This is a genomic window from Sphingobium sp. CCH11-B1, assembly GCF_001556865.1.
Taxonomy (GTDB): domain Bacteria; phylum Pseudomonadota; class Alphaproteobacteria; order Sphingomonadales; family Sphingomonadaceae; genus Sphingobium.
In genome coordinates this window covers 62541-84829 of sequence record NZ_LSJY01000169.1, presented here as the reverse complement: position 1 = coordinate 84829, position 22289 = coordinate 62541, and the positions used below count along the sequence as shown (strand labels likewise).

Annotated in this window: 1 protein-coding gene (only partly in view); it reads left to right on the top strand. The window is 62.4% G+C overall.

Going from position 1 to position 22289, the window contains the following annotated elements:
- Positions 1-22289, top strand: the 3' portion of a protein-coding gene (locus AX724_RS24590) for a tandem-95 repeat protein (protein ID WP_231736734.1). Its footprint begins 8773 nt before the window's first position; only the last 22289 of its 31062 coding nucleotides appear in the window; its start codon lies off the left edge, out of view; its stop codon occupies positions 22287-22289.

Genomic DNA, 22289 nt, shown 5'->3' with positions numbered 1-22289 from the left:
TCATCGATCTACCTGCCGCGCTCCTCGACGCGCTCGGCGGCGAACTCATGATCAACGGCGAAAGCGTCACCAGCATAACCGTCGGTATCAACGGCTACGCCGCGCTCGGGTCCAACTGGTTCGACGTCCTGCCCTGGGACGTGGACAATGGCGGCGGCGCCCTCACGCCGAGCACGGGTGGCACATCGCAAGGCACAAACCGGGTCTGGTACGACTTTGACGCGGCAAGCCAGACCATCACCATTACATGGGATGATGTAGGCGCCTCTCCATCGGGAACGGTGCCCAATGCCTTCCAGCTCCAGATCAAGCTGCTCGGAGACGGCTCACTCGACGTCACCTATCGCTACGAATCCATCGACTGGGCCCAGGACTATGTGCCTGGCCTCGGCACCAGCGACCGTTACCTCGACATCCGCGTCCTTTCCGGGGCTAATCTGGCCCTCGACACAACCGCCGGCAACCTGGGCGATGATGGCGTCTGGTCGTTCCAGATCAGGGGCACCGAGATCATCGGTCTTCCCCCGAGCCAGGACGACAGCCTCTCTGGCGGTGATGGCAATGACATCCTCGAGGGCGGCGCGGGTGACGACTATCTGTCAGGCGACGGCGGCGATGATATCCTGATCGGTGGCGACGGGAACGATAGTTTCTGGGACCTTCAGGGCACCAACACGATGTCCGGCGGCGCCGGCGACGATGTTTTCTACGTCAGCCGCTCCTGGGACACTCGCAACACGATCGAAGGGGGCAGCGGCCGCGACACCTTCATCATCTTCCTGCCCTCCGAGAATGAGACCTTGTTCGCCGGCGAAGCGTCCATCATCACCGACTTCACGCCGGGCGAAGGCGGCGATTTGCTCGGGTTCGGCGCCGGTGCAGTGGAGGGCGGCGACGCCCTCTACCCATGGGAGCGCGTACTCCTCGTACAGGACGGCGACGATGTCCTCGTCCTTTTCAAGCCGGACCGCGCCGATGCTCCAGCCATTCTTGAGCTGGCCAGGCTCGAGGGTGTAGATGGCACGCTCCTTACTCGCGACAATTTCCAGCAATTCGACGACCGCGCGGAGATTCTGTTCACCGGCGACAGCCTCAACGGAACCGGCGAAGCCGACCTTCTAACCGGCGGCGCCACGGACGATATCCTCGACGGTGGCTACGGCAACGATACCCTCGTTGGCGGCGACGGGAACGACACCTTCCTTGATGCGGAAGGTCAGAATATTCTCGACGGCGGCGCCGGAGACGACGTCTTCGACCTGTCACAGCCCGATGCCGTAGCAGTCGCCATAGGTGGCAGTGGCAGCGACACCTACCTCGTTCGGGTTCCTGCGCTCGATGGTCCCGTCCAGGGGAGTGCTGGCATCTCGACAATTACCGACTTCACCGCCGGCGCGGGCGGCGACGTCATCACCTTCCGGCCGAGCCGCAACTGGTCGGGCTATTTCGAGGTGATCGATTTCCAACGCATCCTCTTCGCCCAGCAGGGCGCAGATGTCGTCATTTTCTTCCGGACCGACAGTTCGGCCCTCGTCGAGCTCCTGCGTCTCGCCGATGTCGATGGCAGCCTCCTGACGCTCGACAATTTCACCGAGCTCGATAACCGGCCCACGATCCTCGCCCAGCCCCTCGACCTGACCGGCACCGAAGGCGACGACGAACTCGTGGGCGGCGTTCTCGACGACACCATCCAGGGCTTCGGTGGCGGCGATATCCTCTCGGGTGGACCGGGCGGCAATGACGTGATCGACGGCGGCGAGGGCGACGACACATTCCTGGATGTCGGCACCGGCAACGGAAGCGACACGCTGACGGGCGGTCAGGGTCGCGACTATTACGAAATTCTCGCCTCGCAGGCGCCGGGAGCCACCGGTGTCGATCTCATCACCGACTTCACGGCCGGCGACGAGGGCGACATCCTCGGCATTCTCATGGACTTCGACCTCCCCGGCATCGGCTCGATCATCGTCACCCAGGACGGCGACGATGCGGTTGTGTCACTTGCCGTCTTGGACGATGGCTCGGTCCGCTACACCCGCGCGCTGGTCCGCCTCCAGGGTATCGACGCCGCTGATCTCACGCTCGCGAACTTCGACGGCAATGACTTCGAACTGGTCGAGAACCAGGTTATCGTCGGCGACGAGAGCGACAATCTCCTCGAAGGCGGCCTCGGCAACGACCATATCTCCGGGCTCGACGGTAACGACGAAATCTACGGCGGCGGTGGCAACGATATCCTCCTGGGCGGGGATGGCGACGACCTGTTCGAGGACAGCGTCGGCGCTAACGAGATGGATGGTGGCGCCGGCGACGACATCTTCTGGAATCTCTCCTACGGCACCCAGTCCAACCGGATCACGGGTGGCGCTGGCCGCGACCGCTTCGTCATCGGCTATGGCGGCGTCGGCTCCGGCGGCGGCGGCGAAGTTGGCTTGAGTGCGTTCGACATCGGCGCTGCGGCAGGCGCCGGCGAGGGCGACATCATCACGGACTTCATGGTCGGCGCGCAGGGCGACGTCATTGAGCTGGATTATTCGTCCGCCTTTAACATCTCCTACAACATATATGGGGCACTTGTTCGACAGGACGGCGCCAACACGATCGTCACGGCCGAACGCTATGACGAATTTAGCGGCACCTACATCAGCACCACCATTCTGACCCTCGAGAACGTCAACGCGAATGATCTGGTCGCCGCGAATTTCAACGGCGCTCTTATCTATCGCACCGATGATGTTGTGCTCACGGGCACCTCGGTCGGCGACCGCCTCAACGGCGGGCGGGGGAACGATCTCATCGATGGCGGCTATGGCCCGGACACAATCTACGGCTACGACGGCGATGACCATCTGATCGGCGATCCCGGGCTCCCGCAGACCGACCTGCCCGATCTTGGCAGCTATTTCGGGACACTCTCCAGCGCACTCATCAACACGCTCGGCGGTCCGCTCGGCTTTGGCGAACAGGCCATGGCGCGCGCGGATAATACTTATTCCTACGTCGCCATCCCTGAAGACTTCAACGGCGGCTCAATTTCCGTCGACGGGTCGGCGATTGGCGAAATCGAGGTGGCCGATGGCAGAGTTTCGCTGGGCAGCTTCTCCTTCAATATCTGGCCACAGGACATCGATACGCGTGCCGGCGCTGTGTCACCGGGCGACGGGGGCAACTCTGCAGGCAGCAATCAGGTTTGGTGGGACTTTAACGCTGCAACCAACACCATCACCGTCACCTGGGATGATGTCGGCCGCTATTATTATGGCACCACGCCAAACGCCTTCCAGGTCCAGATAAAAATTCTTGGCGACGATCAGTTCGACATTATCTATCGTTACGAAGACCTGCGCTGGACAGATTCCCGGGTGCCTTATATTTGGACACCATCGGGGGAAATCTTCTACCTCCCACTGCCGTCTGAGGGAGCCGCCGGCCTCGACACCGCGCTCGGCAACACCGGTGAGCCCGGGGTATGGGCAGTACAAATCCGTGGCACCCAGCTCATCACCGGCATCGCACGCGACGCTGATGACCTTTACGGCGGCAACGGAAACGACACCCTCGAAGGCGGCCTGGGTGAAGATCGTCTGGATGGCGGCGCCGGGTCGGATGTGCTGACCGGCGGTGCGGGCCGCGACACATTCGTCCTCTCTGAAAGCAGCGCAACAATCGCCGGCGCTGACATCGTGACCGATTTCGAGGCTGGCGCGAACGGCGACTTCGTCGAAGTTCCCTACTGGGCCGCCATCGGCGGGCTGGAGCAGGAATCCGTTCTTCTCAAACAGGAAGGGTCCGACGTTCTCGTTCAGAGCATTCTGTCTACGAATAGCGACGGTAGCTATGTCTTCGGTACCGCGCTGGTGCTCCAAAACGTCAATATGGGTGACCTCACGACCGCCAACTTCGGCGGCATGACGTTCGCCTCCTCCGAGGATCGGACGCTCACCGGCACAGACGGCAACGACGTGCTGACAGGCAGCCTTGGTAATGACCTGATTGACGGCGGCTTTGGTGCCGATTTCCTGACCGGCGGTGGCGGCAACGACCACATCATCGGTGACAACGGTGGAAGCGATCCCTTTATCGCACAGGGCCTCGCAGCCTTCGGACCAGCCTCTAACGCCCTCGTCAATACGCTGGGAGGCCTGCGTGGCTTTGGCGAAACGGTGCTCGCGCGCAGCGACGACGGATCCGAGACGATCGGCATACCAGTGGGCTTCAATGGAGGCACGGTCAGCGTCGAGGGCACCGCGGTCTCCGCGATCCAGATCTCGACGAATGGCACGCTCACGATCGGCTCGATGAGCATTCTGGTCTGGCCGCAGGACGCCGACACGCGCGCAGGCGAGCTCGCCCCCAGCGAAGGAGGCAATTCGACCGGCAGCAACCAGGTTTGGGTCGATTTTGACGCCGCCAGCGGCACGATTACGGTCACTTGGGATGATGTCGGCGCCTATGGCAACAGCACCACGCCCAACGCCTTCCAGGCGCAGATCAAGGTCCTGGGCAATGGTGATTTCGATGTCGCCTATCGCTACGAGCAACTCACCTGGGGTGGCAGCAGCTATCCTGGTCTCTACACATCGCAGCAAACGCGCACCCTGCCCATGCCCGCAGGCGGCCTGGTTACACTCGACACAACAGATGGCAACCTCGGTGCTCCTGGGGTCTGGTACCTGCAGGTTCGCGGGTCGAATATCTCGACCTTCATCCGCAATGACGACACCCTGCGCGGGGGTGACGGCAACGACATTCTCGAAGGTGGCCTCGGCTCGGATTCGCTCGAAGGCGGCCAGGGCGCCGACACGCTCATCGGCGGGGATGGCGCGGACTTCTTCGAGGATGTCTCGTCGGACGATGCCATCGATGTCATGACGGGCGGCAGCGGCCGCGACACCTATCGCTACATCAACCGCTACGGCATGGGTTCAGGCGAAGACGTCATCACCGACTTCGAGGGCGGTCCGACGGGCGACGTCATCAAATTCCTCAACTACTATTCGGGTAACCCCTTCCAGCTCGGTCTCCTTGTTGTGAAGCAGGATGGCGCCGACACAATCATTCAAACCACTGAGAGCGGCTCCACGCCGCGCTCGATCCTGCGCCTGCAGGGTGTCAGCGCGGGCAGCCTGACGCTCGAAAATTTCGACGGCTATGCCTTCCCGCTCGATGGCGCCGTCGACCTCGACGACACCGACGATGGTCATGTCCTTGCCGGCAGCCCATCTGACGATCGCATCTACGGCTTTGGCGGCGATGACACGATCTACGGCTATGACGGCAACGACAAGCTCGCCGGGGGCACGGGCAACGACATCGTCGATGCGGGCAATGGCGATGACTGGGTTTCCGGTCAGGACGGCAACGATCGTCTGGCAGGCGGCGCGGGAAGCGATGTCGTTGCTGGCGGCACCGGCGACGATGTGATCTTCGGCGGCACGGAAACCCTGTCCCTCTCCGATGACGACGTCTTCGAAGGCGGTCGGGGCGATGACAATCTCACCGGCGGCAGTGGCAACGACCTCTATCGTTTCACCCGCGGCGATGGCCGCGATACCATAAGCGATGCCGGCGGCAACGACCGGATCGAGTTTGTCGACGGTATCGATCCCGCAGATGTCAGTGTCGTGCAGATCGGGACCGATCTCGAATTGCGCGTCAGCGACGGCGGCGGCCGGATCAAGCTTAACCAGGCGCTGGGTTCAGGCAACGCCAGCAAAATCGAGCAGGTCGCTTTTGCTGATGGAACGACGTGGAACTGGAGCGATGTCCTTGCCCGGTCGGTGGTCACGACCGCAGGTGACGATAGTGTCACCCTTGTCGGCGGCATCACGACGATCGATGGTCAGGGCGGCAACGACACCCTTACCGGCACGAGCGGCAACGACACGCTGGCGGGCGGCCGCGGGGACGACGTCCTCAACGGTGGTCTTGGTGACGACGTCTACCTTTTCCATCGCGGCGATGGGCAGGATCGCATCTCCGATAGCGGCGGCGTCAACCGTCTCCTGTTCGGGGCCGACATCGCGCCGGAGGATGTCCAGTTGGTTCGCGGGGCCTCCACGGTCATGCTGGCCATCGCCGGCACCGGCGACCGGATCAACCTCGGTCAAGCAGCATCGCTCGCCATGGCAATCCAGTCGGTCGAGTTTGCCAACGGTACCGTCTGGACAGCCTCCACGCTGCTGGCGATGGCGACCGATCCCACGGCTGGCGACGATATCCTCTATGGATCGGACTATGCCGACGATCTTGCAGGCGGGCTCGGCAATGACGAGATCTACGCGGGCGCAGGGAGTGATACACTGCGCGGCGGCGCAGGCGCCGACAGGCTCGTCGGTGGTCTGGGCGACGACATCTATCGCTTCGGACGCGGCGATGGGCAGGATCTCATCATGGAATCCGGCGGCATGGACACGATCCAGTTCGACGCCGGCATTGCACCAAGCGATATCATTGTCGAGCAAAGCGCCGACGGCGCGAACCTTATCCTCAAGATCCGCGAAACCAACGATCGCATCACGATCCAGGGCGCAATGACCAACAAGGTCGAAGCCATTCGCTTCGCTGACGGCACGGTTTGGAGTGACCAGACTCTCCTCGAAATGGCTACAACCGCCAGCACGACCATCAAGACCGGCGACGCCGATGCGAACATCCTCGTCAGCGGTCCGGGCAACAACCTGCTGATCGGCAATGGCGGTGACGATACATACCGTTATGCGCGCGGCGACGGTCGCGACACAATCCTCGATGCGGCCGAAACCGTCTATGATGTACTCGAAATCTCGGGCTATGATTTCGGCGACCTCAGCTTCGCGCGCCTCTCCCCGCAAAGCGACGACATCGTCGTCCGCCTGCCACAGGCGGGCGATGAGATCGTCATCCGTGGCGGCCTCGCTGGCTTCCAGGGCATTGAGCGGGTATTGCTCACCGACAGCAACGTCGTCATCGATCTGAATGCCATTCGCGCCGCGGCTCTCGCCTCGCAACAGAGCGATGGCGATGACGTCATCGCTGGTACATCGGGCAACGATACTCTGGCCGGCGGCCGTGGTAACGACATCATTAGTGGTGGCAGCGGTGCTGACACCTTCGTCTATCGCTCGGGCGACGGGGTAGACCGGATCGAAGGATTCAGCTTTGATACCGACGTCCTGCGTCTCGAGGACCTCACCCCCGCCGATATCGCGAATACTGCGCGCGGCGGTCCCGACAATCTCGACCTCGTCATCAATTTCGTTGGCGGGAAGGACCAGATCGTCCTGACAGGGGCGCTCGCTTCGTTCAACCTCTTCACCATCCGTTTCGCCAATGGCACGGTCTGGAACCTCGACACCATGCGCGCCCGCGCGCTGTCCGACATCGACGGGGCCGGTAACGACAAGGTTTACGGGTTCGACAGCACCGATAATTTCGCCGCTCGTGGCGGTGACGATCAGCTGTTCGGCGCGGAAGGATCGGACAGTTATGCGTTCGCTCGCGGCAGCGGCAATGACACCATCCAGGACAAGCAGACGCAGACGGGGCCGGTGGATGCAGTCTTTATCGCCGATTTCGCATCTACCGAAGCGTCGGTATCGCGTCTCTTCCGCGGCAGCGAGTCGGTCATCATCCGCTTCACCTCATCGACGGACGACAGCCTGACGATCATTGATGCGCTGGCCGCCGACGGCAAGGGCGTCGAGATCATCCGCTTCGCCGATGGCGTCGAATGGACCAAGGCGGCGATGCGGGATCTCGTCGACAACCGCGCGCCTGCGGCGCTCGACGACGGCTATTACACCCTGATCGCCGGCCAGACGATCACCATCCTTGCGAGCGAATTGCTGCAGAACGACCTCGATGCCGACGGGGACCCCATTCACATTGTCTCGGTCGATGGCAGCGCCAACGGTACCGCATCGCTTGATGCGAACGGCAATGTGCTCTTCACAGCCAGCAGCAGCTATTACGGTCCGACCACGCTGACCTACACGCTCACGGACGGACGCAACGCTTTCGATACAGCGCAAGTCGATATCCGCATTCGTCCTGTCGCAACGGCAATCGAGGATCGCGGCTTTACCGTCGCGGAAGATGGCACGCTCAATATTCGCGTAGAGCGCTTGCTCTCCAACGATCTCGACGGTGACCGGATGATCGTCGGACAGGTCAATGGTGCAGTTGGCGGCACCGTCTCGCTCTCCAGCGACGGCAACATCGCTTTTGATCCCACCGCAAATTTCAACGGCACCGCCGAATTCACCTATGTCGCGAACACGCCGGAAGGCGGCTCCGCGAGCGCCAAGGTCTATATCACCGTTACGCCCGTCAACGACGCGCCAGTCGCTCAGAATGACGGTACGATAGAGGGTGTAGAAGGCGAATCCCTCACCATCGATCCGCTTGCTCTGCTGGCGAACGACAGCGATGCCGATGGCGACATCCTTACCCTTCAGTCCGTTCTCTCCAATGCTGACGTCACAGTCAGCATTGATGCGGACGGATTGATCCAGGTCATCCCGCGCGATTATTTCTGGGGGAATGCTCACTTCGATTACATCGTCAAGGACCCGTCGGGCGCAACGTCGATCGGACGTGTTAATTTGAGCTTCGCATCGGTCAATGATGCGCCGGTTGCCAATAGCGATCTTATCGTGACGACCCAGAGCGGAGATCCGATCCTCGAAGATAATCCGATTATTCTCAACGCTCTTGCCCAGGAGGTGAACGGTGCCATCGTGCCCGGGCTGCTGTCGAACGATACGGACCCGGACAATGACCCGCTCGTCATCGATGCCATCGGAACAAGCCATGGCGGCATTGCTCAGCTTCTCGCCAACCAGACAATCCTCTTCACGCCGTCCGCCAACTTCAACGGCGATGCCTGGTTCGACTATCGCGTGAATGATAGCCAGGGCGGCATGTCCTGGGCCCGCGCGACCATCGCCTATCAACCGGTCAACGATCGCCCCGTGGCCGGCAACGACGGCTACACCGGGCCGGGCCTCCAGTTCCTGCGCGGACCGGAAGACGTGGCGATCGAGATCCCGATATTGGAGTTGCTCAAGAACGATTTCGATCCCGAAGGTTTTACCCTCACCTTCGCGACCGATCAGAGCAGCGTTCCGACCGCGGTCAACGGCGACATCACATTTACCGACCATGGAACGATTATCTTCACGCCCGACGAAAATTTCTGGGGCGAAGCAAGCTTCTACTATCTTGTCACCGATCTCGAAGGGGCGGTCGACGACGGCAGGGTCACGCTCTGGTTCGACAATGTGAGCGATGGCCCTCCGGTGGCCCGGAACGATTTTGTCGACGTCCTTGAAGACGTGCCGGCAACCATTCCGATCTCGGTGCTGCTCGCCAACGACAGCGACATGGACCGGGATCCGCTCCGGTTCCTGGGCTTCCGGCCCGACCATGATCTCAACGGCACGCTCGAATTCGACGCGGATGGCAATATCCTCTTCACGCCCAATCCGAATGCCACCCAATCGTCCGGTTTCTTCTACCAGATCACCGACGACACCGTCGAAGGCGGCATCGCCGAGGGCTATGTCGATCTCACGATCATCGCCCAGCCCGACGACCCGACCGTCGTCGACGATTATGACTTCGCCACGCCTCTCGATGTTCCGCTGGTTCTCCGCGTTTCCGATCTCATAGCCAATGACTACGACGTAGATGGCGGGCCCCTGCCCCATTTCGTGGGCATTGACGAAGTGCTCGACCCCGTTGCGCTGGCGCTGGGCAACCATGTCAGCATCGGCACGGCCGAGGTGGTCACTTTCTCTGGCGAGCAGTTTGTCGTCATACGCTTCAACCCCGGCTATTCGGGCGAAGCGACGATCCAGTATCGCATCGCCGACCCGACCGGCCTTGAGGATACCGGCTTCGTCCACGCCACGGTTGAGGCAGTGTATGACGGAACGCTGCGCGGCAGCCGCTATGTCGACTATATCGTCGGTAATGCGCAGGACGAACTGATCCAGGGCCTCGACAGCAACGACTTCATTCTCGCGCTCGGCGGCAACGACCGGATCGAGACCGGCGATGGTGACGATGTGATCGATGCGGGCGACGGCGACGACATCATCGACGCCGGCTTCGGCGCCGACCACATCACCGGCGGCGCGGGCTTCGACACCGTGCTCTTCGCCGGCTCCAACGTCGGTGTACGCGCCGATCTTGAATCGCGGGTCGGCCAGGGCGGTACAGCCGCAGGCGACACCTATGTCGGCATCGAAGCCCTTGTCGGCACCGACTATAACGACCAGCTCGGTGGCGACGCCGGCGACAACCGCCTGGAAGGCGGCGTCGGGAACGACAGGCTCGAAGGTCGTGCCGGCAACGACATGCTGATCGGCGGCCTTGGCAATGATACGCTCGACGGCGGCGTCGGCGCGGATATCCTGGATGGCGGCGACGGCATCGACACGGCCAGCTACTTCGACGCCACCGATAGTTCGCCTTCGACGCAAGGCGTAACCATCTCGCTGGCGAACGGCACAGCCTCGGGCGGCGACGCGACCGGTGATACGCTAACCAGCATCGAGAACGTCATCGGCACCGATTATGCCGACACCATCGAGGGCGATGCCGGCAACAACCGGCTCGAAGGCGGCCGCGGCGACGACATTCTCTCAGGGGGCGCGGGTAACGACGTCCTCATCGGTGGACGCGGCGCCGATACGCTGATCGGCGACGAAGGCGAGGACATTGCCGACTATTCGCTGTCGGCGGAAGGCGTGACCGTTGACCTGTCTCTGGGCCAGGGCCTGACCGGCGAAGCCGACGGCGACACGCTCGTCAGCATCGAGATGCTGCTGGGGTCAGTGTTTGCGGACAGCTTCATCGGGTCCACCGGCAATGACATGTTCGATGGCGGCTACGGTGAGGATCTGCTCAAGGGCGGCTTTGGCTCCGATACTTATCTGCTCGGCTTCGACAGCGACAATGACCAGGTCATCGAACAGGGCGCTGCGAGCGATATCGATCGCGTGGCGATTAAGGAGGGCGCGCTGCCCAAGGATGTCTCGCTGGTCCGCCAGGGTGACGATCTCCTGATCGAGCTTGAGAATGTCGCTGGCGTGCTCACCTTCGATACGATGCTGATCAAGGATCACTTCCTCGGCAATGAGAGTGGCATCGAGGAAATCGCCTTCGCCAATGGTACGGTCTGGGATCGCGCGAAGATCGAGGATCTGGCACGCATCGGCCGCTTCAACGCGGAGGATGACGTCTATCTCTTCGGCGTCGAGGACGAGGTAGCCGTCGTTGATCCCGCGACGCTGCTCGCCAACGACGCCGAAGAAGGCGTCGATCAACTGGTGCTCAAATCAGTCAACGGAACCGGCGGGGCTAATGCCTGGATTCGCGAAGACGGCATGATTGCCTTCCAGGCCCCGGCGAACCTCAACGGCCAGGCCTATTTCGAATATACTGTCGCCGATCCCTATGGCCGCGAATCCACGGCCCGCGTGCGGGTCAATGTCGCAGCCGTCAACGACGCACCGGTCGCGGTGCCCGACACCAATGCGGCGCTCCACGGGGTCGAGGACGAAATCCTGCGCATTCGCATCGATACCGTCCTCAAGGACAACGACTATGATATCGACAACGATTGGGAAGATTTGCGCGTCGTGGGAATCACGCCGCTTGTCGACGCGGACGGAAACCCGATCGATCCGTTCGATTATGACGGCAATGGCAGCGAATGGACGGCCGGAACCAATTTGTCGGCGCGCGTAGCCGGCGACTATCTCGAAATCATCTCACGCACCGACTTTTACGGCTTCGCCGGGTTTAATTACGTCCTCGAAGACCCGTCGGGTGCACGCTCGGTGGCGCCGATCGAACTCTATTTCGACGCGGTCAACGATGCCCCGCGCGGCTCCGGCGAGTCTGAGCAAAATGTCCGCTTCGGGCGGACCACTAGCATTGCCGTCGCCGACCTCATGGCCACCGCCTACGACATCGAAGGCGATGCCATCACCTTCGTCGGCCTCCATGCAGCCGCCGATGGCGACGCCGCCTTCAATGGCACCGCGGTCCTCGACGGCGCGACAATCGCATTTACGCCCGACGGTGAAGGCACGGCGGCCATCTCGTTCGATGTGATCGACGAGCGCGGAGCCAGCGCTACGCTCACCTATTTCATTGATGTTCTTCCGGCGAATTATGCCCCGCAGGCGATCGGCGACCGGTTCACGATTCTGGAAGACCAGACGATCATCATTGATCCCGCGACACTGCTCGCAAACGACCGCGACGCGGACGGCGACAGCCTGACTTTCGTCGGCGTCGAGCGTTTTGCCGATAACGGAAAGGTCAGCGTTAACGAGCTGGGCCAGATCGTCTTCAAGGCGAGGCCCGACTTCAATGGCAATGCGGGCTTTGAATATACGATCAGCGACGGCCGCGGCGGCACCGCAACGGGTTATGTCGCGATCGGCATCCTGCCGCAAAACGACGGCGCTACCCTGCGCGACGATCTCGTGACCGGCCTGGAAGACCAGCCGCTGTTCGTCATCCCGGCCGAAGCCTTCGGCAACGATGTCGAACCCGAAGGCGATGTGCTGTTCTTCCGCAGCGCCGGTGTGCAGGGCGTGCTCGATACCCGCTATCTCTCGGCGGACTACACGGTCATCGCACGCCAAGCCAACGGCGAAGATCTACCCAGCTGGCTGAGCTTCGACGCCGCGACCATGACCTTCACCGGCGAGGCGCCTGCAGGCTCGACAGCGACCATCAGCGTGATCCTCAAGGACCCGACCGCAGGCAGCTACGTGCAGCGCTTCACTTTCAACAGCGGCAACAACCAGAGCCTCGCTAACGGCCTGTCCGTGCAGGACACCGTCCTGTCAGGCTTCACGGTCCGCCAGGCGCATCACAGCGAGATCGCCTTCGGCGCCGACAATCTCCCCTCGGGCGCAACCGTCACGGCAACACTGTCCAATGGCGATGCCCTGCCGTCCTGGCTGATCTTCGATCCCGCCACTCTGCGCTTCGCCGGCACACCGGAAGCCGGCGTCACTATGCCGCTCGATGTCGTGCTCCACTTCACCAAGCCCGGGGCGCAAGCCGGCGACCCGGCCAGCGTCTTCACCGACACGCTGGCGATCGACCCGGCCTCGCTGGGAACGGGCATTGCCTATGAAAGCGATTTGGCCCTCTTCGATGTGAGCCATGGCAGCTTCTCCGTAAGCCTGGAAGGCGGCCGACCGCTGCCTGAATGGCTGGAGTTCGACGTCGACACGATGACCCTGGCGCTGACGGGCGAAACGCCCGACGCCAATGAGCAGCCGGTTCGCCTCCAGCTGAGCTTCACGCCCGACGCCCCTGTCGTGCCGGAAGGCAGCTATTCAGCCGCGAAGCGCGGGTTCACCCTCGAATTCGTCATCGGCCCCGCCGCGCCGCTCGATCCGGCGATCAACGCGCTCCTCCAGCAGAGCGACTTCTTCAAGTCCCAGGGCCTCTTCGCGATCGACCTTGGCTCTGCTGCGGACATCGCGGCGAAACGCGAAAGCGAAGCGCCGCTACCAGACTGGCTTGCCTTCAACGAGGGAACGCTTGCGTTCGACGGCACCCCGCCGCCGGCCTATGTCGGTGCATTGGGCGTACGCCTCGACGTCGCCGGCAATAATGGCAGCCTGCCGAGCTTCTCGATCCTCACCGATGTGGTTGTCGATAGCGGCTTCACGCTGGCGGACGGCGGGACCAATGGCATCGGCATCCGCACGTCGAGCGAGCAGATCGACCTCTCCGCACCGGAGGACTTCAACGGGTCGATCGCGATCAGCTACACGACGATCGACGAAAAGGGCGGCATCTCGCACAATAGCGGGACCATCATCTTCAACGTGCTTCCGACCGCCGAGAAGCCCGATGCAGTTGCCGATACGCTGGCGACCATCGAGAACCAGCCTCTGACATTCGCGCTGATGGACCTCATCGCCAACGATCGCGAGGACGACGGCGACTATCTGCGCGTCAAGGCAGTTTCCGCGGCCGGCCATGGCACGCTCGTCATCCATGACGGCATCGTCACCTATGGCCCGCCCGCCGCGCTCTTAGCGCCTGGGGCGACCTGGACGGCGAAGCTGGCGGACGGATCCGACCTGCCCGTATGGATGAACGTCGACAGCGCCACCGGCCTTGTCACCGCCACGGTTCCCTTCGATCTGCGCCGAAGCTTCGACATCGTCTGGACCGCGACTACCGGCGGCGACAGCCACAGCGCATCGGGAACGCATCTGTTCGACGGCAAGCTGGCGGCGAGCGTCACCTACACGCCAGAGGCGGGGTGGTCAGGCGAGGACAGCTTCTCCTACGTCATCACCGACGATCTCCAGGGCGACAGCAGCGCGACCGTGCAGATCGCCGTCGAAGGGCGTCACGAAGCGCCCTATGCCGGCCCCGACAGCTTCTCGACGCTCGAGCAAACCCCGATCGTCATAACGCCAGCGCAGCTCCTGGCGAACGACCATGACGTCGATGGCGATCCTATCCGCCTCGTCGGAGTCCTCAATGCCGCTCACGGCACGCTGAACTTCGACGGCACGACGATCGTCTTCACACCCGACGCCGACTTCAGCGGGCAGGCCGGGTTCGACTATATCATCAACGACGATGTCGATGGCGCACGGACCGGCACCGTCACCATCAATGTGCAATCGACCAACCATGCACCGACCGCAGTGGCCGACCTGTTCAGCACGGACGAGGATACGCCGTTCGAATTCACAGCCGCCGACCTGATCGGCAACGACAGCGACCTTGACGGCGATACGGTCAGTCTCGTCTCGCTTGAGACAAGCGGCGACCTGGGCCGCATTCAGCGCCTGCCAGGTGGACGCTACAGCTTCGTGCCCAAGGAAAATGCCAGCGGGACCGCGACCTTCCGCTACACGATCACGGACGGCCGTCTGACAAGCACCGGGACCTTCTCGTTCGAGATCGCACCGGTCAACGATGCCCCCTACGCCAATTCCGATGGCGTGGGCACCGGCAACAATCCGCAAGGCGTGTTCGTCGGCGACCAGGACACGGCTCTCATCATCGACCTGGCTACGCTTCTTGCCAACGATCGTGACATCGAGGGCGACAGCTTTGCAATCGTCGAACTGCTCGATGGCGACAATGGCACCGTTGCCATGGTCGGAAACACCGCCGTCTTCACGCCCCGCGAGGGCTATTTTGGCAACGCCGCCTTCTCCTATCGCGTCACCGACGCGCATGGCGCAGATCGCATCGGCCGAGTGTCCCTCACCATCCTGCCGGAGTTCAACATTCCGATCGCAGTGTCCGACCATGGGTTCGGCACGCTCGAAGACACCTATATCGATATCGATCCGGCCCAGCTTCTTGCGAATGACTATGATCCTGAAGGCGAGACGATCACCTTCCTCGGCTTCATCGGCGCGCCGGCCGATGCTTCGATCGCGACACTCGAGAACGGACAGTATCGGATCACGCCCGCGGCAAACTTCCATGGCACGCTGCTGCTCAGCTATGCGATCACGAACGCCTCCGGATTCCCGGTCACGGCCACTGTCGAGATTGAGGTCCTGCCGGTCAACGACGCGCCGATCGCGGGCGACGACACCTTGTCGCTCAGCGAAGATCAGCCGCCGCTGACGCTGTTCATCTCCCAACTGCTTGAGAATGACATCGAGCCCGACAACCAGGCCCTTGTCTTCAGCCGCATCGTCGACACGCACGGCCTGACGGTTACCACCAATGGCATCGGCCAGCTCATCATCACGCCCGATGCCGATTTCAACGGCGATGCCTGGTTCGACTATGAAGTCACCGATTCCGCCAGCGTCACCGACATCGCCCGGGTCGCGGTCACGATCGCCGCGGTGAACGATGCGCCAGTGATCGGCGCGATCCCTGCCCTGCGTGGGACCGAGGACCAGCCGTTCACGGCGACCTTGCCCGACAATCTTGTTTCAGATGCCGATGGCGACACGGTTCTTGTCGAAGTCCGCGGTGTCGGCGGCGCGGCTCTGCCATCCTGGCTTGCCTATGATCGCCAGACCAGGACGTTCACCGGCACGCCGCCGGCCAATTTCAATGGTACAGTAACCCTGGAAATCCTGGCGGCGGACCAGACGGCTACGGTCATCCGTCAGTTTGCGATCGTCATCGATGCGGTCAACGATGCTCCGGTCCTGACGCAGGCGCTGGCCGACCTGTCGGGAACCGAAGACCAGCCTTTCAGCTTCGCCCTTCAGACCGGTGCGTTCACGGACAATGATGGCGATGCATTGACCTTCTCGGTCACTCTCGCCGACGGCAGCCCGCTGCCCGCCTGGCTTAGCGTCGCAAATGGTGTGCTCTCAGGACAGCCGCCGGCAAACTTCAATGGCATTCTGGGCCTGCGCATCACCGCGAGTGACGGCCAGGGCAGCGTCAGCGACGCGTTCGATCTGGTGATTGCAGGCACCAACGATGCGCCCATGGTGGCGCAACCGATCGCAGACATGGCCTCGAGCGAGGACAGCCCGGTCGACTTGCTGCTCCCGACCGGAATCTTTACGGATATCGATGGGGACGTGATCACGCTCGTGGCCCATCTGGGTGACGGTTCACCACTTCCGGCATGGCTATCATTCGATGGTGCCCGGTTCACCGGCACCCCACCTGCCAACTATCACGGGACCATCGAAATCGAGGTCCGGGCGAGTGATGGCAACGCAAGTGCCGCCGACACCTTCGCGCTCACAATCACGCCGCTCAACGATGCCCCGGTCGCGGCTCTTGCCCTGGTCGATCGACAGAACCTCGAAGACCAGGCCATCGACTTCACGATTCCGTCGGGCGCCTTCAGCGACGTTGATGGCGATGCATTGACCTTGTCCGCCACCCTTGCCTCGGGTGATCCGCTGCCGTCCTGGCTGCAGTTCGATGCCGGCCGCTTCACCGGTCAGCCGCCTGCCAACTTCAACGGCCTCCTCAATATCGTCGTCGCCGCATCGGACGGGTTACTCTCGACGAGCGCCACGTTCCGCCTGATCATCGATCCCGTCAACGATGCGCCTGTTGTGGTACAGACGCTGGCAGATGTGTCTGTCGCGGAAGACATGGCGATCGACATCGCCGTCCCGGCCAGCAGCTTCAGCGATATGGATGGCGATGTGCTCACTTTGAGCGCACGGCTTGGCGACGGCGCGCCGCTACCATCATGGCTGGTTTTCGCAGGCGGACGTATCACCGGAACGCCGCCTGCCAACTATAATGGGTCCATCGAGATCACGGTAGAGGCAAGCGATGGCAGTGCCAGCGTCACCGACAGCTTCCTGCTCACCGTCACGCCCGTCAACGATGCGCCCGTGGTGCTGACGCCTATCGCCGATCATGAGTACGCAGAGGACCAGGCCATCGACCTGCTCCTGCCTACCGGTAGCTTCGCCGATGTGGACGGCGATGCGCTTGCTCTCTCCGCCACGCTGGCCGGCGGCGACGCCCTGCCCTCCTGGCTCGCCTTCGATGCGGCAACCCGCCGCTTCACCGGCCAGCCTCCGGCTAATTTCCATGGCACGCTGGAGATCCGCGTTACCGCAAGCGATGGCACAATGAGCGTTGCAGACAGCTTCATGCTCGCGATAAGCCCGGTCAACGATGCGCCGGTCCTGATCGCTGCGCTGCCCGATGTGAGCCTCTCAGGCGCCAATGCGATCGATGTGGCCCTGCCCCTTGGCAGCTTCACCGATGTCGATGGCGATATGCTGTCTCTCACCGCGCGCCTCGCTGGCGGAAATCCCCTGCCCTCCTGGCTCGCCTTCGACGGCGCACGCTTCACTGGTACGCCGCCCGCAGGCTACACCGCGATCGACATCGAGGTCATCGCAAGTGACGGCAGCTTGTCCGTCTCTGATATCTTCCGCCTGACGCTCGATGCCTCCAGCGGGGAGAATGACGCCCCGGTGCTGCTGCAGCCACTTAGCGATGTCGCCACCATCCGCGGCGCGACGCTCGATGTAACGATACCTGCGGGCGCCTTCAGCGATCCCGATGGCGATGCACTTACCTATACGGCAAGCATGACCGATGGCTCGACACTGCCTTCCTGGCTGAGCTTGACAGATGGCCATCTGACCGGGACCGTGGGTGCGGGTGCGCTTGGCGACTACAGCATCCGCATCACCGCCAGCGACGGAAGTCTTTCGGCAAGCGACACGATCACACTAGTCGTCGGCATGCTGCCGACCGGTCCCGAGTACACGCCCTCGCAATGGAGCCAGTTTACCGAGGGCAACGACCGCATTGTCGGTCGCGGCGCGCAGAATGCTGGCATATGGGCGCTGGGCGGCGACGACTACATGACTGCCGACGCCTGGGCCGTTTCGCTGCACGGCGAGGACGGGAACGATATCCTTGAGTTCATGTACTATAGTGGCTCTGGCGAAGGCGGCGCAGGCGCGGATACCTTCATCTTCGACGGCTTCTCGCTCCTCGCCGGCGGTGAAGCGGAGACATGGGCGACCATCGCCGACTTCACAGATGGTGTAGATCGCATAGGCATCGTCAATGGCACGGGAGGCGTCGACGGTTTTGCCGAGCTCGCGGCGCACATGATCCAGAACGGCGCGAACGTCGACATTGTCCTCGCGGGCCTGCCCGCGATCGTCATTGAGGACATCACGCTTGCCGACCTTGATGCCTCGGACTTCATGTTCGGTAGCTGGGCAACATCGGGCGGCTTCGGACCGACTCCGACAACAGGGGCGGTTCCCTGGCCCACGACGACGGCCACGCGCATGCTGAGCGATTGGCAGAATATCGGCAGCGCGAGCGAACGGATCCTTGGCAACGGTGCGAGCGGCGCCTCTGTCGATGCCCTGGACGGCGACGACTATGTCACGGCCGACAACTGGTCAGTCAGCGTCTATGGCGGCCGCGGTAACGATGTTATCGAGTTGTTTGGTACCCAGAACTACGCCATGGGCGGCGCGGGCTACGACTATTTCGTGTTCGACTCGACCATGTTGGAGGCAGAGGCCTGGGAGGAGCTTTGGGCGACGATCGGCGACTTCCACGATGGCGCCGACAAGATCGTTTTCCTCAACGGCTCGGACGGTCTCACCAGCTTCGCGGACCTCGCTCCGTTCCTTTCGCAGGACGGGGACGACGTGAAGATCGCAATCAATGGCCGTCCGGCGATCGTCGTCGAGGATGTTGCACTCTCGAACTTTGGTGCTGACGACTTCCTGTTCGTCAATCAGCCCACCGCGCTGAACGCAGGCCTCAATGGCCAGGCGCTCCGGATCGGCACGACGGTCGGACTTCAGACGATTTCGGCAAACGGTTATTCGAACGTGACCGTCACGGGGACCAATCGTGCCAACACGCTCGATTTCACCAATGTCACGCTGACTGGGATCGTCGCGATAAACGGCCTTGACGGCGACGATGTCATCATGGGCTCCGCTGCCGCGGATACGATCCAGGGCGGCGCGGGCAATGACACGCTGAACGGTGGCTCCGGCAACGACACGCTGGTGGGCGGTATCGGCGACGATGCGCTCAGCGGCGGGCTCGGCGACGACCTGTTCAAGGCAACAGGGACCGGTGACGGGTATGACGGCGTGGACGGCGGCACTGGCAATGACACGATCGCTGCGCAGGCCAACAACACCGCCATCGGCCTTACGTCCCTGTCCGGCGTCGAAACAATCACCGCCGGCATTTACACCGGCGTCTATATCCGCGGCTCGGCAAATAACGATCTACTCGACTTTGGCGCGTCCACGCTCGTCAATATCACGCGGATCGATGGCGGAACGGGCGATGACACCATCTTTGGTTCCGCCGGAAACGACACCATCCTGGGGTCTGCCGGAAACGACAACTTGTCGGGCGGTATCGGAAACGACGTGTTCCAATTCACTGGAACCGCTGCCGGAAACGACACTATCGACGGCGGCGCAGGCACGGACAGCATCGTGGCTCTCGCCAACAATGCAATCATCCGTCTCGCCGCCTTCTCGAACATCGAGACGATCTCGGGTGGAACCTATAGCGGCGTCACGATTGCCGGCAGCGACAATGCCGACAGCTTCGATTTTACGAGCGTGACGTTGAGCGCCATCACGAAGATCTCCGGTAACGCGGGTGACGATCTGATCGTCGGCAATAGCGCGGCGAACGTAATCTCCGGCGGAGACGGTCAGGACACGCTCTATGGCGGAGACGGCAACGATACCATCACGGGCGACGCTGGCGACGATGTCCTGGTCGGGGGTGCCGGCAATGACAGCCTCAATGGCGGCGCGGGCATCGATTGGGTCGATTATTCGGCCTACACCACCAACCTCAGCATCAGCCTGGCCGTCACGACCGCGCAGGGCGTCGCAAGCGGCGAATCTGACACTATCACGAATGTCGAAAATGTGCGCGGCGGCGCGGGCAACGACACGCTGACCGGCTCGAGCGCAGCCAATATACTGGAAGGCGGGGCAGGAACCGACACACTGAACGGCGGCGGTGGAAACGATACCCTGCTGGGCGGTTCCGGGAATGACGGCCTCAATGGCGGTGACGGCACCGATATGCTCGATGGCGCAGATGGCGATGACATCCTCAACGGGGACGCCGGGAACGACACGATCCTTGGCGGGGCGGGCAACGACCAGCTCAATGGCGGCACCGGCGCGGACAATCTGAACGGAGGCGAAGGAGACGATACGCTCACTGGTGGCGACGCAAACGATATTCTCGCAGGCGGGGCAGGAACGGATCAAATCTATGCCGGAATTGGCGACGACATCATCGATGGCGGTGATGGCAACGATACGATCACCGGTGACGCAGGCGCCGATCAGATTGCTGGCGGCGCGGGCAATGACAGCATCTACGGCGGCGATGGCAATGACGTGATCTATGGCGATGGCGGCAACGACACCGTCACCGGCGACGCCGGCGACGACTTCATTGCCCCGGGAACCGGCAATGACATGGTCTATGCCGGAGGCGGGACAGATACCCTGTCCTACGCCACCGCAACGGCGGCCTGGGTCGTCAACCTTGGCGCCAATTCCGCGACTTCGGGCGCGGAGACCGATGGCGTGTATGATTTCGAGAATGTGGAGACGGGGTCAGGTAATGACGTCATCATCGGCAATGCGGCGGCCAATGCGATGAATGGCGGCGGCGGCAACGACCGGCTGACGGGCGGCGCAGGCAACGATGTGATCAACGGTGGCGCCGGATCGGACATTGGCGTGTTCGCCGGGATATCTACAACCTATTCGATCTCAACTGTGGGCGGCAACATACAGATCGTCGACAACGCCGCCTCCCAGGACGGCAATGACGGCACCGACACCTTGACCGGCGTCGAGATCGCCGAATTCAAGAACGGCGTGCAGATTGGCTTGGCTGCTCCCATCCTCCTCGATCTCGATGGTGGCGGGGTGACGACGGTATCCGCGTTGGCTAGCAGTGCTGCCTATGACATGGATGCCGACGGGATTGCCGACGACACCAGCTGGATGGGCGCCGGCGAGGGCATGTTGTTCCTCGACCGCGACGGCGACGGTACGCTCAGCAATGCCGGCGAGTTCAGCTTCGTGAACGACCTGCCCGGTGCGGCCAGCGACCTTGCAGGACTGCGCGCTTTCGACAGCAACGCCGATGGCATCCTATCGGGCACCGACGCTCGCTTCGCACAGTTCCGCATCTGGCAGGACCGGAACGGCGACGGAACGGTCGATGACGGCGAGATCACAACGCTCGACGGATCAGGTGTTCAGTCAATCAATCTCGCCGGCACCGCCGTTGAGGGCAAATTTGACCTCGGCGAGACCGTGATCGTCAATAAGGGCAGCTATACCCGCGCCGACGGTTCGGCGGCCGAGTTCGTCGATGCCGCCCTCACCTATTTCTCCAGCACCTCTCCTGCCGTGGTGAACGAGTTGCCAGACGGTGGCATACCGAACAAAGCCGATGCAGGGATTATCGACCCGTTTGCGGCGGCCGACCAACTCGCGACAGCCCTTGAAGATGGCTTTAGCAATTTTGCCGATCTCGCAACCAACTCCCCAGGCCGCGACCGTCTGATCCGGATATCCGAGTCACCCCCTGCCATCGTGAAGCTCTTCGCGGGCGAGGGAAGCGAGACTCTCGACAAAGTGGCGGATCAACAGCCCTTTGCGCCTTCAGACCCGACCCGGATCAACCAGACCGTTGCTTCCATAATCCAGAGCATGGTGACATTCGGAGCCCAACCGGCAGGCGACGGTCTTACGGGCTGGAAGCAGGAGGCGACAAAACCTGTCGACTTCTTCGCATAA